Raw genomic sequence first — 12,882 nt, 5'->3', positions numbered from 1 at the left:
CTCAGCTCTGGGACACGGCTTTGGGAATGATGTCGTTGGCGACCATCTCCCCGAACGGGCTGACGTAACCCGCCGCCTCAGGCAGCTTGGGGCGTTCGATGTCCAGGTGCGGGAACAGCAGTTCGGCCACCCGGTAGGCCTCTTCCAGGTGCGGATAGCCGGAGAAGATGAATGTGTCGATGCCCAGGTCCGCATACTCCTGCATGCGGGCCGCCACGGTCGGGCCGTCGCCCACCAGGGCCGTACCGGCACCGCCGCGCACCAGGCCGACCCCGGCCCAGAGGTTGGGGCTGACTTCCAACTGGTCGCGGCGGCCGCCATGCAAGGCGGCCATGCGCTGCTGGCCTACGGAATCGAAGCGCGCCAGGGACGCCTGGGCCCGGGCGATGGTGTCGTCGTCCAGATGGGAAATCAGCCGCTCGGCAGCCTGCCAGGCCTCGGCGTTGGTTTCCCGCACAATCACATGCAGGCGGATGCCGAAGCGTACGGTGCGCCCGAGTTTGGCGGCCTTGTCCCGCACCTGCTGGATCTTCTCGGCTACTGCGGCCGGCGGCTCGCCCCAGGTCAGGACCATCTCCACCTGCTCGGCGGCCAGGTCCTGGGCCGCTTCCGAGGAGCCACCAAAATACAGCGGCGGACGGGGTTGCTGCAGCGGCGGATAGAGCAGCTTGGCGCCCTTCACGCTGATGTGCTGGCCGTCGTAGTCCACGGTTTCACCTTCCAGCACCCGGCGCCAGATACGGGTGAACTCCACCGAAGCCTGGTAGCGCTCCTCATGGTCGAGGAACAGGCCGTCGCCGGCCAGTTCGTCCGGATCCCCCCCGGTCACCAGGTTGAACAGCGCCCGGCCGCCGGACAACCGGTCCAGGGTCGCTGCCTGGCGCGCCGCTACCGTCGGGGAGATGATCCCCGGGCGCAGGGCCACGAGGAACTTCAGACGCTGGGTCACCGGGATCAGCGACGCCGCCACCAGCCAGGAGTCCTCGCAGGAGCGTCCGGTGGGGATCAGCACGCCGCCGAACCCCAGGCGATCGGCAGCCTGGGCGATCTGCTGCAGGTAAGCATGATCGACGGCGCGAGCGCCTTCGGCGGTGCCAAGGTAATGGCCGTCGCCGTGGGTAGGCAGGAACCAGAAGATATTGAGGCTCATGGAGTTGTCTCCTAAGGGGTCGAATTACGGCGCTTTGGCCACGGCGGCGGTGGGCGTCCAGATCACGTCTTTGATGCTCAACGGCTTGGGAATCAGCTTGAGCTGGTAGAAGCTGTCGGCGATTTTCTGCTGCGCGGCGATCACTTCCGGGGTCAGGAAGCCCGCGCCATAGCCCTGGCGCTTAACCGAAGTGAGGGTGATGTCGGCCGGCAGGCCCAAAAGCGGTGCCACCTGTTGGGTGACCTCCTGCGGATTGCCCTTGGACCACTCGCCCACCGCCCGTACTTCTTCCACCAGGGCGGTAATCACCTCGGGATGCTGTTGCGCGTAGGGTTTGGTGGCCAGGTAGAACTGGTGGTTGTCGACGATGCCCGAGCCGTCACGCAGGGTACGAGCCTGTAGCTGCTGCTCGGCGGCTGCCTGGTAAGGGTCCCAGATGGCCCAGGCATCGACGCTGCCCCGCTCGAATGCGGCGCGGGCATCAGCCGGCGGCAGGAACACGGTCTGGATATCACTGTATTTCAGGCCGGCGTCTTCCAGAGCGCGGACCAGCAGGTAATGGACGTTGGAGCCCTTGTTCAGCACCACCTTCTTGCCCTTGAGGTCCTGCACCGACTGGATCGGCGAACCCTTGGGCACCAGGATCGCTTCGCTATGGGGGGCCGGCGGCTCGTAGGCCACATACAGCAGGTCGGCACCGGCGGCCTGGGCAAAGACTGGCGGGGTCTCGCCGGTCACGCCGAAGTCGATGGACCCGACATTGAGGCCCTCCAGCAACTGTGGGCCTCCGGGAAATTCAGTCCACTGCACCTCGACGCCCTGCTGCGCCAGGCGCTTCTCCAGGGAACCCTTGGCCTTGAGCAGCACCAGGGTGCCGTACTTCTGATAACCGATCCGCAAGGTCTCGGCCTGAGCTTGAACAATGGCGCCGAAGGACACAGCCGCAGCAAACAGAGCGACCAGACCGCGACGCAAAATGACAGGGCGCATGGCGCTCTCCTTTTTGCTGTGGGGTTGTGGCTGCACCTGCTTGCCCGTTGGCGGGCGAGTAAGGCGAGTATTTCAATCGGGGGTGAGGCTCAAATGCTCCAGCGAGCACTCAACAGGCGTTCATTGAGCAGATGCGGATCCAGCGGCTTGGGGCGACGGGCCATGGCGCTGTGGAACTGCTCGAGCGCTTCTTTCAAGCGTTGCTCCAGGGCCTCGGCCAATTGCGGCTGGGCGCTGCCCTCGCCGTAGGCGATCTGGCTGTCCTCGGCAAAGATGCCCTGGAGCATCTCCTGGGCCTTGAGGGCCGAAAGCACCGGCTTCAATGCGTAATCCACCGCCAGCATGTGGGCAATGCTGCCGCCGGTAGCCATGGGCAGCACCACCTTGTGGCTCAGGGCCCGCTCGGGCAGCAGGTCGAGCAGGGTTTTCAGGGCCCCGGAAAACGACGCTTTGTACACCGGCGTCGCAATCAGCAGGCCATCGGCCTGTTCGATCTGTTGCAGCAGGTCGATGACCTTGGGGCTGTCGAAGCGCGCGTGGAGCAGATCCTCGGCCGGGAAGTCCCGTACCTGGTAGCTGACCACTTCCACGCCTTGCTGCTGTAACCAGCGCTTGGCCAACTCCAGCAGCACCCCGGAACGGGAGCGTTGGCTGGGACTGCCACCGAGAGAGACCACCAGCATGCAGAGAATTCCTTGAACGAAGAAAGCGATTCGCGGGATGCGATCTCGCCGAATTGGAGAGACCTTAACAGCCTATTTTTATATCTATAAATCTTATTTATTCATTTGTTTATTCCTTAATAATATATAAGGAAGTATTTTCCGCAGGCAAAAAAATAGGCCGTCGGAACGGCCTTAAACCCCTGCTTTATGGATCTGTTGCTCCTGCGTGCTCCGTAGGAGCGGGCTTGCCCGCGAAAGGGTCCGCGAAACTTGCTCCGGCCTCACGACCGCCTTTGTCGGCAAGCGAGCTCCTACGGCGGTTGGTGTATCAGCGGTTGGGTTGCGGCGTCAGGCGCAGATAGGGCTTCACTGCGCGATAGCCCTTTGGAAAGCGACGCTTGATCTCTTCCTCGTCCTTGAGCGAAGGCACGATCACCACTTCGTCACCGTCCTGCCAGTTGGCCGGGGTGGCCACCTTGTAGTTGTCGGTGAGTTGCAGCGAATCGATTACCCGCAGGATTTCATGGAAGTTGCGCCCGGTACTGGCCGGGTAGGTGATGGTCAGGCGAATCTTCTTGTTCGGGTCGATGACGAACAGCGAGCGTACGGTCAGGGTGTCGTTGGCATTGGGGTGGATCAGGTCATAGAGGTCCGAGACCTTGCGATCGGCATCCGCCAGGATCGGGAAGTTGACCCGGGTGTTCTGGGTCTCGTTGATGTCTTCGATCCACTTGTGATGGGAGTCCACCGGGTCCACCGACAGGGCAATGGCCTTCACCCCGCGCTGAGCGAATTCGTCCTTGAGCTTGGCGGTAAAGCCCAACTCGGTGGTGCACACCGGCGTGAAGTCCGCCGGGTGGGAAAACAGCACGCCCCAGCTATCGCCCAGCCACTCGTGGAAACGAATCTTGCCGGCACTGGAATCCTGTTCGAAGTCGGGGGCGATGTCGCCCAGTCTGAGGCTCATGGGTGCTGCTCCTGTGAGTGCGTGATGAAGCTACTCTGCCTGCACGGGAGACTATTTAAAAAGAATATATATCGATTTATTAATAACTGAATTGAATATTAAAAATCTCTTCACTGGACTCGCGGACGAGCGAAGACCACCCTTCTCAACAAGGTTCGAGAAGGCCTTGAGTAGCTGTAAAAAGAGGGGGATTCAGGAAGGGCTCACGGGGGTGGGCCTGACTTGAAACAACACCTCGCCCGGCATTGCGCCGGGCGAGGCTTCAACCGCAATTACTTCAGCGGGATCGAGTAGCTGACGATCAGGCGGTTTTCGTCCTGGTCGCGCTGGCCCGGAATGTCGTTACGCCACATGGCGTTTTTCCAGGTCAGACCCAGGTTCTTCAGTGGGCCTTGCGGAACCACGTAGGACAGGGTCAGGTCGCGTTCCCACTCGGTGCCACCAGTGCCCAGAGTGGTTTTCTGTGCAGCGCCAACCTTACCGGCTGTGTCGATGTTGTTGCCACGCAGGTAGATGATACCGGCGGTAAGGCCAGGCAGGCCGACCTTGGCGAAGTCATAGGCGTAGCGAGCCTGCCAGGTACGCTCGCCGGCACGGGCGAACTTCTGGATCTGCATGTCGGTGATGGTGCTGTTGGACGAGCCGTCACCCTGGTTCAACCAAGGGAAATCGCTGTCACCGTTGCTGTACTGGTAGCCGCCACCGAAGGTGTGGCCTTCAACCGAGTACAGGGCCAGGTAGCTGTACAGGTTGTTGTCGACCTTGCCTTTGGTGATCGCCGACAGGCCTTTGTCCGGGTAGTAGCCGGTGGTGTAGTAGGCCGCGGTGTCGCCGTTGGAGCCGTTGTCACGGCTGCGGTAGTAGCGCAGGTCACTTTTCAGTACGCCAGGACCGATGGACCAGTTGTGCACCAGGCCCAGGAAGTTCTGCGAGTAGAAGTCCTTCAGCTCGCCGTAGTAGTACGAAGCGGTCAGATCCTTGGTGATCTTGTAGTCAGCACCACCGTAGTAGAACTTGTTGCTGAACTTGCCGGCATCATAGTTGGAGCCGGCGTTGGCGCCAGCAATGGACAGACCTTCGTTGTTGCTCGAGTTACGGCCTTTGGCGTGCTCGATCTGACCGGCAGTCAGGGTCAGGTCCTTGATCTCGTTCGAAGTGATCTGGCCACCCTGGAAGGTTTGTGGCAGCAGACGACCGTCGTTGTACTTGATCACCGGGTTGTTAGGCATCAGGGTGCCGATTTTCAGCTCGGTCTGGGAAACCTTGACCTTGCCGGTCAGACCCAGGCTGGAATAATCGTTCACCGCTTGAGCGTTCTTGCCGCTGGAGGAGTGAGTCGGGAAAACAGTGCCACCGGAAGAAGTGGTGGTCGCGCCGTTGGTGCCGCCACCGGAATCCAGGCGCACGCCCAGCAGGCCGATTGCATCCAGGCCAAAACCTACGGTGCCTTCGGTGTAGCCAGAGGTGAAGTTGAAGATGAAGCCTTGGCCCCATTCTTCCTGCTTGCTCTGAGCCTTCGCGGCTTTGGTATCGCCGTCGCGGTTGTCGGTATTGATGTAGAAGTTACGCAGCCCCAAGGTAGCTTTGCTGTCTTCGACAAAACCGGCGGCGCCTGCCTGCTGCGCCAAAACCCCTACGGCCACAGCCAGGGCCAAGGTGGACTTGTTCATGTATCGCTCCTCTCGTTTCTAATTCTTGTGGTTCCTGGCCCCGGATCGAACGCCCGGGTGCCACAGATGCGCGATTAGCGCCAGACCGTGACTGATAAGTCAATCGTAACGACCTGTGTCTACGACCATGGTCTAATCGCAGTGATTTGGTCCATGCAGGGTAATGAATTACTCATAAACCCAAAAAGAATTGTTTAATTCTTTTTCATACCTTTCAGGAATAAAGCTCGCCATTATCAAACGGCGAATCGCAGCGTAGACGCTCGCAAGCTTATTTCTGAAAAATATTCCCCTGACTCAGCCCCCAAGATCCCCTGCGTGTACAAGCGCAAAACGTCATTCAGGATCAAAAAAGCGACGCAATCATGGCTAAGAGCCTATCCTCCCGTCAATTTGTTACAGTTTTTGTATCGAAATGAAATTTTTCTGACATGTGCAACTGGCCGCCACGGTTCGATCAATTGATCGGGCCGTGGCGGCCAGTTGCGCAAAGAGGCGGGTTCAGAGGGCTTTTTCGAAGATCTTCGAATTGCGCTGGTAGTTGTACAGCGAGGCCCGGGCCGATGGCAGGCGCTCGACACTGCTGGGCACGAAACCACGCTCGCGGAACCAGTGAGCGGTACGAGTGGTGAGGACGAACAGCGTCTTCAAGCCCTGGGCCCGAGCGCGGGTCTCGATCCTTTCCAGCAGCTCGTCGCCACGCTTGCCATGGCGGTACTCGGGGTTCACCGCCAGGCACGCCAGCTCACCGGCATCGGAATCGGCAATCTGGTAGAGGGCCGCGCAGGCGATGATCATGCCCTCGCGCTCCACCACACTGAACTGCTCGATCTCGCGCTCCAGCACCTCGCGGGAACGCCGCACCAGGATGCCCTGCTCTTCCAGCGGGCTGATCAGCTCCAGCAAGCCGCCCACGTCCTCGATCGCCGCCTCGCGCACCCGCTCGAACTGTTCCTGGGCCACCAGGGTGCCGCCGCCGTCGCGGGTGAAGAGTTCGGTCAGCAAGGCGCCGTCCTCGGCGTAGCTGACGATATGGCTACGTCCGACTCCGCCGCGGCACGCCTCGGCGGCGGCATCCAGCAGCTCGGCCTGATAGTTGCCCCCCAGGCGCTGCAAATGCGCCGGCACCTGTTGCGGGCGCAATTCGCGCACCAGCTTGCCGTTTTCATCCAGCAGGCCCGGGTCGGCGCCGAACAGCAGTAGTTTGTCGGCCCCAAGGTCGATGGCGGCGCGAGTGGCCACGTCTTCGCAGGCCAGGTTGAAGGTTTCCCCGGTGGGGGAATACCCCAGGGGCGAGAGCAGGACGATGGAGCGCTCGTCCAGCAGGCGATTGATGCCCTTGCGATCGACCCGGCGCACTTCGCCGGTGTGGTGATAGTCGACGCCTTCCAGCACGCCGATCGGACGGGCAGTCACCAGGTTGCCGCTGGCCACCCGCAACCGCGAGCCCTGCATCGGTGAAGAGGCCATGTCCATGGACAGGCGCGCCTCGATAGCGATGCGCAACTGGCCCACGGCATCGATCACGCACTCCAGGGTTGCCGCGTCGGTGATCCGAAGGCCGTGATGGTAATGGGGCGTCAGGCCACGGGCCGCCAGGCGGGCTTCGATCTGTGGGCGCGAGCCGTGCACCAGCACCAGGCGCACCCCCAGGCTGTGGAGCAGCACCAGGTCGTGGACGATATTGCCGAAGTTGGGGTGTTCAACGCCGTCGCCGGGCAGCATGACCACGAAGGTGCAGTCGCGGTGGGCATTGATATAGGGAGACGCGTGGCGAAGCCAATTGACGTATTCGGGCATGAACCTGAGCCTGTAAATAAAAAGCAGCCTATGAAAGGACGAAACGGAAAACTCACAGCGGGCTGATGGTTATCGTCGGAACAGGCTTGGCAACACGCTTACTCTCCTCATGGGTACGGACAAGGCCACCGGCAATTTACTGAAATTGGGCCGGCGTCAGGCAGTAATGTTCAATCAATTCACGTAATAGATGCACGGTAGGCTGCAAGCGTGACATTTCGAGGTACTCCCCCGGCTGGTGGGCACAGGCGATATCACCCGGGCCGAGCACCAGGGTCTCGCAGCCAAGGCGCTGAAGATAAGGTGCTTCGGTGCCAAACGCTACTGCTTCGGCACGATGCCCGGTCAACCGCTCTGCCACTCGCACCAACTCGGCATCCTCGGGCTGCTCGAAAGGCGGGACCGCGGGGAACAGCGGCGCATAGTCGATCTTCACTTCATGGCGTTCGGCAATCGGCTTGAGCTTCTGCCGGATGGCCTCGCGCAGCACATCCGGATCCATGCCCGGCAGGGGCCGCAGGTCGAACTCCAGGGAACACTGGCCACAGATGCGGTTGGGGTTGTCGCCGCCATGGATGCAGCCGAAGTTCAGGGTCGGTTGCGGGACGCTGAACTGCGCATTGCGGTACTCGCGCTGCCACAGCAACCGCAGGCCCCGCAGCTCGCCAATGGCATCGTGCATGGCTTCCAGGGCACTGCGACCCAGGCTCGGGTCCGACGAATGACCGCTGCGGCCGAGGATCTCGATGCGCTCCATCATCACCCCCTTGTGCAGGCGGATCGGCTTGAGCCCCGTAGGCTCGCCGATCACCGCCGCGCGCCCCAGGGGCCGGCCGGCTTGCGCCAAGGCCCGCGCCCCGGCCATGGAGCTTTCTTCGTCGCAAGTGGCGAGGACCAGCAGCGGCTGCTTGAAAGGCTGATCCAGCAGGGGCCGCACTGCCTCGATGATCAGGGCGAAGAAACCCTTCATGTCGCAACTGCCCAGGCCGACCCAGCGGCCGTCGACTTCGGTCAGCTTCAAGGGGTCGGTCTGCCACAGCGCGCTGTCATAGGGCACGGTGTCGCTGTGCCCGGCCAGTACCAGGCCGCCAGGGCCACTGCCGAAACTGGCCAGCAGGTTGAACTTGCCGGGGCTGACCTGCTGGATGTCACAGGCAAAACCCAGGTCGCCGAGCCAACCGGCCAGCAGGTCGATCACCGCACGGTTGGATTGATCCAGTGCTGCTTGAGTGCAGCTCACCGATGGCGCGGCGATCAGCGCGGCAAACTGATCCTTCATGGACGGCAGGGGCATGAGCTGTCTCCGGGAATCCCAATGTGAGGCCCATCATAGAGGCATCCCGCAAGCGGAAGGAACCGCCGCGGCACCTGCGGGCGCCTTGTCCTGTACACTGCACGGCCTTGGCAGCCAACTCTTCCCCGGCTGCGCTCCCGATCCTGGATTTTCCGGCCATGCAGAAAGAAACCGAAATCAAACTCCGCGTCAGCCGCGAAACCCTCGCCGCCCTGCGCGAGCACCCGCTACTGAAAAAACGCAATAAAAGTGGCTGGGAACGCCGTGAACTGATGAATCAGTACTTCGACACCCCAGAACGCGACCTGGCCCGGGCCAAAGTCGCCCTGCGCCTGCGTCGCGACGGTGACGCGGTGATCCAGACCCTGAAGACCAGCGGCCAGAGCGTCGCCGGCCTGTCCGAACGCAACGAGTACGACTGGCAACTGGCCAAGGCCAAGCTGGACGTGAAAAAGCTCGAAGGCCAATGCTGGCCCGAAGCCCTGGCCGAACTGGACAAGAAGACCCTCAAGCCATTGTTCACCACGGATTTCGTCCGCGAGCGCGCGGAAATCGCCTGGGGCCGCGGCAAGGCCAAGGTGGTGATCGAAGCCGCCCTGGACTTGGGCCAAGTCATCGCCGGCAAGCAAAAGGAAGAAATCTGCGAGCTGGAACTGGAGCTGCGTGAAGGCGAACCGGCTGCCCTGCTGGAGTTGGCAGCGGAGCTGGCCCTGACCCTGCCGCTGATGCCCTGCGACATCAGCAAGGCCGAGCGCGGCTATCGCCTGTTCGACGCCGGCAGCTACTCCCTGAGCCTACCCGCGCCGCAATTGAGCGCCGAGACGCCCCTGGACGAAGCTTTCGCCGCTCTGGCCTGGCACCTGCTGGGCAGCAGCCAGCGCCTGGCCGAGCAGTACCGCTTCAATGGCCACTGGCGCCTGCTGCAGGACTGGGTGGACAACCTTGCCGAGCTGCGAGCCCTGGCCAGCAGCCTGGGCCAGGCCGCACCGCGCCAGTCCACCGCTGAGTTGCGCAGTGCCCTGGACGCCCTGCTGGAAGACTGGCGTCCGCTGGTACAGGCCGGCCTTGATGACGAAGACGTGCGCAAGGCCGCGCCGGAGCAGTTCATCGAAGAGTTGCAGGACGTGCGCTGGGGCCTGTTCTCGCTGAATACCTCGCGCTGGCTGCTGGCCCGGGCCTGGGCCGCTGACCGCAACACCCGGGGCAACCGCCAGGGCGCCGCACAGTTGGGCAGCTGGTTGCCACGCCTGCTGGCCGAGGAAGCCACCTCCCTGCAACTGCCGCGCTATCAGCAGCAACCGGAAGACCTGGCCGAGCAGTTGCCGCGCATTGAACGCATCCAGGCCTGGTTGCACCACGCCCGCTCCGCGCTGGAGATCCCAGAGCTGGACCGTCTCTATGGCGAGTTGAACAAACTGGCCCAGCTGGCCAACGAGCCGATCACCGACGAAGCCCTCGACGCCCGCAAGCAGCAGGCCATCGCGGTGTTCCAGAACCGTGCCTGGAAAACCCTCCTGCGCCTGTAACCCCGCCCCTCAGCGCATGACCGGCAGGCTGGTGGTGGACTTGATCTCCGACAGGGCAACGATCGAGTTCACCTCCTGGATACCCGGCACCATGGACAGCTTCTCGAAGAAGAAGCGTTCATAGGCTTCGATATCCGCGGTCACGATCCGCAGCAGAAAGTCCACCGCGCCCATCAGCACATAGCACTCCAGCACTTCCGGAAAACCGCGGATCGCCTCGGTGAATTCGGTGAAGTTGGAGCGCCCGTGAGCGTTGAGCTTGATCTCGGCGAAGATTTGCGTGTTGAGGCCGATCTTCTTGCGGTCCAGCAGGGTCACCTGGCCGCGGATCACCCCCTCCTCCTTCATCCGCTGGATCCGTCGCCAGCATGGCGACTGGGACAACCCCACCTGCTCGGCGATCTGCGCACTGGAAAGCGAGGCGTCCTCTTGCAGCAGCGCGAGGATGCGGCGGTCATAGGCGTCCAGGTCGCTATGCATAATAAATACCCATAAATATTAAAAATTGAATTGAACAATTCATATTCAAGCAAACAAACCCAATCTTAGATAAGAAATACCCGAAACCGAATGTAAAAATTTCTCCACTGAACTGGAGACCACCATGCCCCCTTTCGAGCCAGCCCCCCGCGCCGATGCCTGGAACCTCAACAATGCTCACTGTCGCGTGCACTACCGGATAGTGGCCGACGCCGAGGCCGATGTGCTGTGCCGCATCCTCAACCACTTCGCCCTGCAGTTCCTGGTGCCGCAGCGGGTGTCGATGCAGCAGCAGGACGCCACGCTGTATATGGAGGTGGAACTCGACGACCTGAGCTGGCATCGGGCCCAGGTGATTGGCGCAAAGCTGCGCAACCTGATCAGTGTCTGTGACGTGGAGCTGGAGCTGGCGGAACCTTCGCGCCTGCAGGCCGCGGGTTGATCCCGGCAAAACCCTGCAACCCTTGGCAAGCATTCCCTTGAGGCCCCGGGGACTATTCTTGGCTGTTCGTGGTCAGAGACCCACATCTGGACAACAGCCCCAAGGAATCGCCCATGAGCGCCGCGCACCTTCCCCAGGACCGCTGGCTGGACCTCAGCGAACTGCTGCGTGAATTGCTGGCCCAGGGCCGCATCAGCCAGGATGCCGCCGAGCAGGCCATGAGCGTCCGGCATCAGGCAGCCGGTAACCTGCTGCACCCCCTGGAAGTGATCGCCGGCCAGCAATTGCCCGACCTGCAGCACCCCGGCGCACATCTGGACCTGGACAGCCTCACGGCCTGGCTGGCCCGGCAAGCCGGCCAGCCTTACCTGCGTATCGACCCCCTGCGCATCGACGTGGCCAGCATCACGCCGCTGATGTCCTTCGCCTTCGCCCAGCGGCACAAGATCCTTGCCGTGGCCGTGGATGGGCAGAGCGTTACCGTGGCCAGCGCCCAACCTTACGTCAGTGCCTGGGAAGCAGACCTGGCCCATGTTCTCAAGCGCACGGTGCGACGGGTGGTGGCCAGCCCGCTGGACATCCAGCGCCTGACCCTGGAGTTCTATCGCCTGGCCAAGTCGGTCAGCGGCGCCAGCAGCGAACAGAAAACCAGTGGCCTGGGCAACTTCGAGCAACTGCTGAAACTGGGGGCCAGCGACCAGGAGCCGGATGCCGACGATGCGCACATCGTCAATATCGTCGACTGGCTGTTCCAGTACGCCTTTCAGCAAAGGGCCAGCGACATCCATATAGAACCCCGCCGCGAGCACGGCACCCTGCGCTTTCGCATCGATGGCGTATTGCACAACGTCTACCAGTTCCCGCCCCAGGTCACCCTGGCCATCGTCAGCCGCCTCAAGAGCCTGGGGCGCATGAACGTCGCGGAAAAGCGCAAGCCCCAGGATGGCAGGGTCAAGACGCGCACCCCCGACGGCAGCGAAATCGAGTTGCGGCTCTCGACCCTGCCCACGGCGTTCGGTGAAAAGCTGGTGATGCGCATCTTCGATCCCCAGGTCCTGCTCAAGGATTTCGACCAGTTGGGCTTTGGCACCGATGACCTGAGCCGCTGGCAAGCCATGACCGCCCAGGCCCACGGCATCATCCTGGTCACCGGGCCCACCGGCTCGGGCAAGACCAGCACCCTCTACACCACCCTGAAGAAGCTCGCGACCCCCGAGGTCAACCTGTGCACCATCGAGGACCCGATCGAGATGATCGAACCGGCGTTCAACCAGATGCAGGTCCAGCACAATATCGACCTGAGTTTTTCCAGCGGCGTGCGCGCACTGATGCGCCAGGACCCCGACATCATCATGATCGGCGAGATCCGTGACCTTGAGACTGCGGAAATGGCCATCCAGGCCGCACTTACCGGGCACCTGGTGCTGTCTACCCTGCACACCAACGACGCCCCCGGCGCCATCAGCCGACTGCTGGAACTGGGCGTGCCCCATTACCTGATCAAGGCCACCCTGATCGGGGTCATGGCCCAGCGCCTGCTGCGCACCCTCTGCCCGTACTGCAAGGTTCCCGCCGAGCTGACGGCGGATGACTGGGAAAGCCTGACCGGAACCCGGCACCTGCCACCCGCTGCCGGCGGCCAGCGCGCGGTGGGCTGCGCCGAATGCCGGGGTACCGGTTACCACGGGCGCACCGGGGTCTACGAAATCATGCCCTTGGGTTCCCCCCTCAAGGCCCTGATCCATCGCGACCTGGATCTTGCCCGCCTGCACCACCAGGCCTGCGCGGAAGGCATGCGCAGCCTGCGCCTGGCTGCCGCGCACAAGGTTGCCCAAGGCCTGACCAGCCTTGAGGAAGTGCTACGGGTCACGCCCGGCAACCAGCCCCCATAGCGGCAC

Annotated in this window: 11 protein-coding genes; 3 read left to right on the top strand and 8 right to left on the bottom strand. The window is 62.4% G+C overall.

Annotation, left to right across the window (positions count from 1 at the left end; translation table 11 throughout):
• Nucleotide 1 precedes the first annotated feature (1 nt).
• The 7 genes from ssuD to argE all read right to left on the bottom strand — a co-directional run bounded on the left by ssuD (nucleotide 2) and on the right by argE (nucleotide 8,536).
• Entirely contained in the window at nucleotides 2-1,150 is a 1,149-nt protein-coding gene (gene ssuD, locus ACUXVH_RS02150; RefSeq protein ID WP_015637415.1) for an FMNH2-dependent alkanesulfonate monooxygenase, read from the bottom strand.
• 24 nt (nucleotides 1,151-1,174) lie between these two features.
• The gene (locus ACUXVH_RS02145; protein ID WP_011064110.1) at nucleotides 1,175-2,140 is read right to left on the bottom strand and encodes a sulfonate ABC transporter substrate-binding protein; all 966 of its coding nucleotides are present in this window, start codon (nucleotides 2,138-2,140) and stop codon (nucleotides 1,175-1,177) included.
• An 89-nt stretch (nucleotides 2,141-2,229) separates the two neighbouring features.
• A complete protein-coding gene (gene ssuE, locus ACUXVH_RS02140) occupies nucleotides 2,230-2,823 on the bottom strand; it encodes an NADPH-dependent FMN reductase (RefSeq protein WP_011064111.1) in 594 nt (197 codons plus the stop codon).
• Nucleotides 2,824-3,133: 310 nt separating this feature from the next.
• Nucleotides 3,134-3,772: a peroxiredoxin gene (locus ACUXVH_RS02135; protein WP_011064112.1), complete on the bottom strand. Its 639-nt coding sequence runs from the start codon at nucleotides 3,770-3,772 to the stop codon at nucleotides 3,134-3,136.
• Nucleotides 3,773-4,044: 272 nt separating this feature from the next.
• The gene (locus ACUXVH_RS02130) at nucleotides 4,045-5,442 is read right to left on the bottom strand and encodes an OprD family porin (protein WP_065365060.1); all 1,398 of its coding nucleotides are present in this window, start codon (nucleotides 5,440-5,442) and stop codon (nucleotides 4,045-4,047) included.
• Between the two features lie 501 nt (nucleotides 5,443-5,943).
• Entirely contained in the window at nucleotides 5,944-7,242 is a 1,299-nt protein-coding gene (gene argA / locus ACUXVH_RS02125) for an amino-acid N-acetyltransferase (RefSeq protein ID WP_011064114.1), read from the bottom strand.
• A gap of 136 nt (nucleotides 7,243-7,378) precedes the next feature.
• Complete coding sequence (gene argE, locus ACUXVH_RS02120) at nucleotides 7,379-8,536, bottom strand: acetylornithine deacetylase (RefSeq protein ID WP_011064115.1); 1,158 nt, start codon at nucleotides 8,534-8,536, stop codon at nucleotides 7,379-7,381.
• Between the two features lie 158 nt (nucleotides 8,537-8,694).
• On the opposite strand from argE, the gene ACUXVH_RS02115 reads away from it, so the two are divergent.
• Entirely contained in the window at nucleotides 8,695-10,062 is a 1,368-nt protein-coding gene (locus tag ACUXVH_RS02115; protein WP_019093576.1) for a CYTH domain-containing protein, read from the top strand.
• A 9-nt stretch (nucleotides 10,063-10,071) separates the two neighbouring features.
• Here ACUXVH_RS02115 and ACUXVH_RS02110 read toward each other — a convergent pair whose 3' ends face one another.
• Nucleotides 10,072-10,542 (bottom strand): Lrp/AsnC family transcriptional regulator, encoded by a 471-nt coding sequence (locus ACUXVH_RS02110; protein WP_011064117.1) that lies wholly within the window; start codon nucleotides 10,540-10,542, stop codon nucleotides 10,072-10,074.
• A 124-nt stretch (nucleotides 10,543-10,666) separates the two neighbouring features.
• Between ACUXVH_RS02110 and ACUXVH_RS02105 the strand changes: the two genes are divergently transcribed.
• Both ACUXVH_RS02105 and ACUXVH_RS02100 read left to right on the top strand, forming a co-directional pair.
• Nucleotides 10,667-10,984 (top strand): hypothetical protein, encoded by a 318-nt coding sequence (locus ACUXVH_RS02105; protein WP_011064118.1) that lies wholly within the window; start codon nucleotides 10,667-10,669, stop codon nucleotides 10,982-10,984.
• 113 nt (nucleotides 10,985-11,097) lie between these two features.
• Complete coding sequence (locus ACUXVH_RS02100) at nucleotides 11,098-12,876, top strand: GspE/PulE family protein (protein ID WP_065365059.1); 1,779 nt, start codon at nucleotides 11,098-11,100, stop codon at nucleotides 12,874-12,876.
• The last annotated feature ends 6 nt before the right edge of the window (nucleotides 12,877-12,882 follow it).

It is taken from the genome of Pseudomonas sp. 8(2025) (genome assembly GCF_052665325.1).
This window is presented reverse-complemented; position numbering and strand designations above follow the sequence as displayed.

Bases quoted from the DNA above. Each gene is read 5' to 3' on its own strand.
- ACUXVH_RS02110 (WP_011064117.1), bottom strand. From the start codon at position 10,542: ATGCATAGCGACCTGGACGCCTATGACCGCCGCATCCTCGCGCTGCTG.
- ACUXVH_RS02130 (WP_065365060.1), bottom strand. From the start codon at position 5,442: ATGAACAAGTCCACCTTGGCCCTGGCTGTGGCCGTAGGGGTTTTGGCG.
- ACUXVH_RS02145 (WP_011064110.1), bottom strand. From the start codon at position 2,140: ATGCGCCCTGTCATTTTGCGTCGCGGTCTGGTCGCTCTGTTTGCTGCG.
- ACUXVH_RS02115 (WP_019093576.1), top strand. From the start codon at position 8,695: ATGCAGAAAGAAACCGAAATCAAACTCCGCGTCAGCCGCGAAACCCTC.
- argE (WP_011064115.1), bottom strand. From the start codon at position 8,536: ATGCCCCTGCCGTCCATGAAGGATCAGTTTGCCGCGCTGATCGCCGCG.
- ACUXVH_RS02135 (WP_011064112.1), bottom strand. From the start codon at position 3,772: ATGAGCCTCAGACTGGGCGACATCGCCCCCGACTTCGAACAGGATTCC.
- ACUXVH_RS02100 (WP_065365059.1), top strand. From the start codon at position 11,098: ATGAGCGCCGCGCACCTTCCCCAGGACCGCTGGCTGGACCTCAGCGAA.
- ssuD (WP_015637415.1), bottom strand. From the start codon at position 1,150: ATGAGCCTCAATATCTTCTGGTTCCTGCCTACCCACGGCGACGGCCAT.
- ACUXVH_RS02105 (WP_011064118.1), top strand. From the start codon at position 10,667: ATGCCCCCTTTCGAGCCAGCCCCCCGCGCCGATGCCTGGAACCTCAAC.
- argA (WP_011064114.1), bottom strand. From the start codon at position 7,242: ATGCCCGAATACGTCAATTGGCTTCGCCACGCGTCTCCCTATATCAAT.
- ssuE (WP_011064111.1), bottom strand. From the start codon at position 2,823: ATGCTGGTGGTCTCTCTCGGTGGCAGTCCCAGCCAACGCTCCCGTTCC.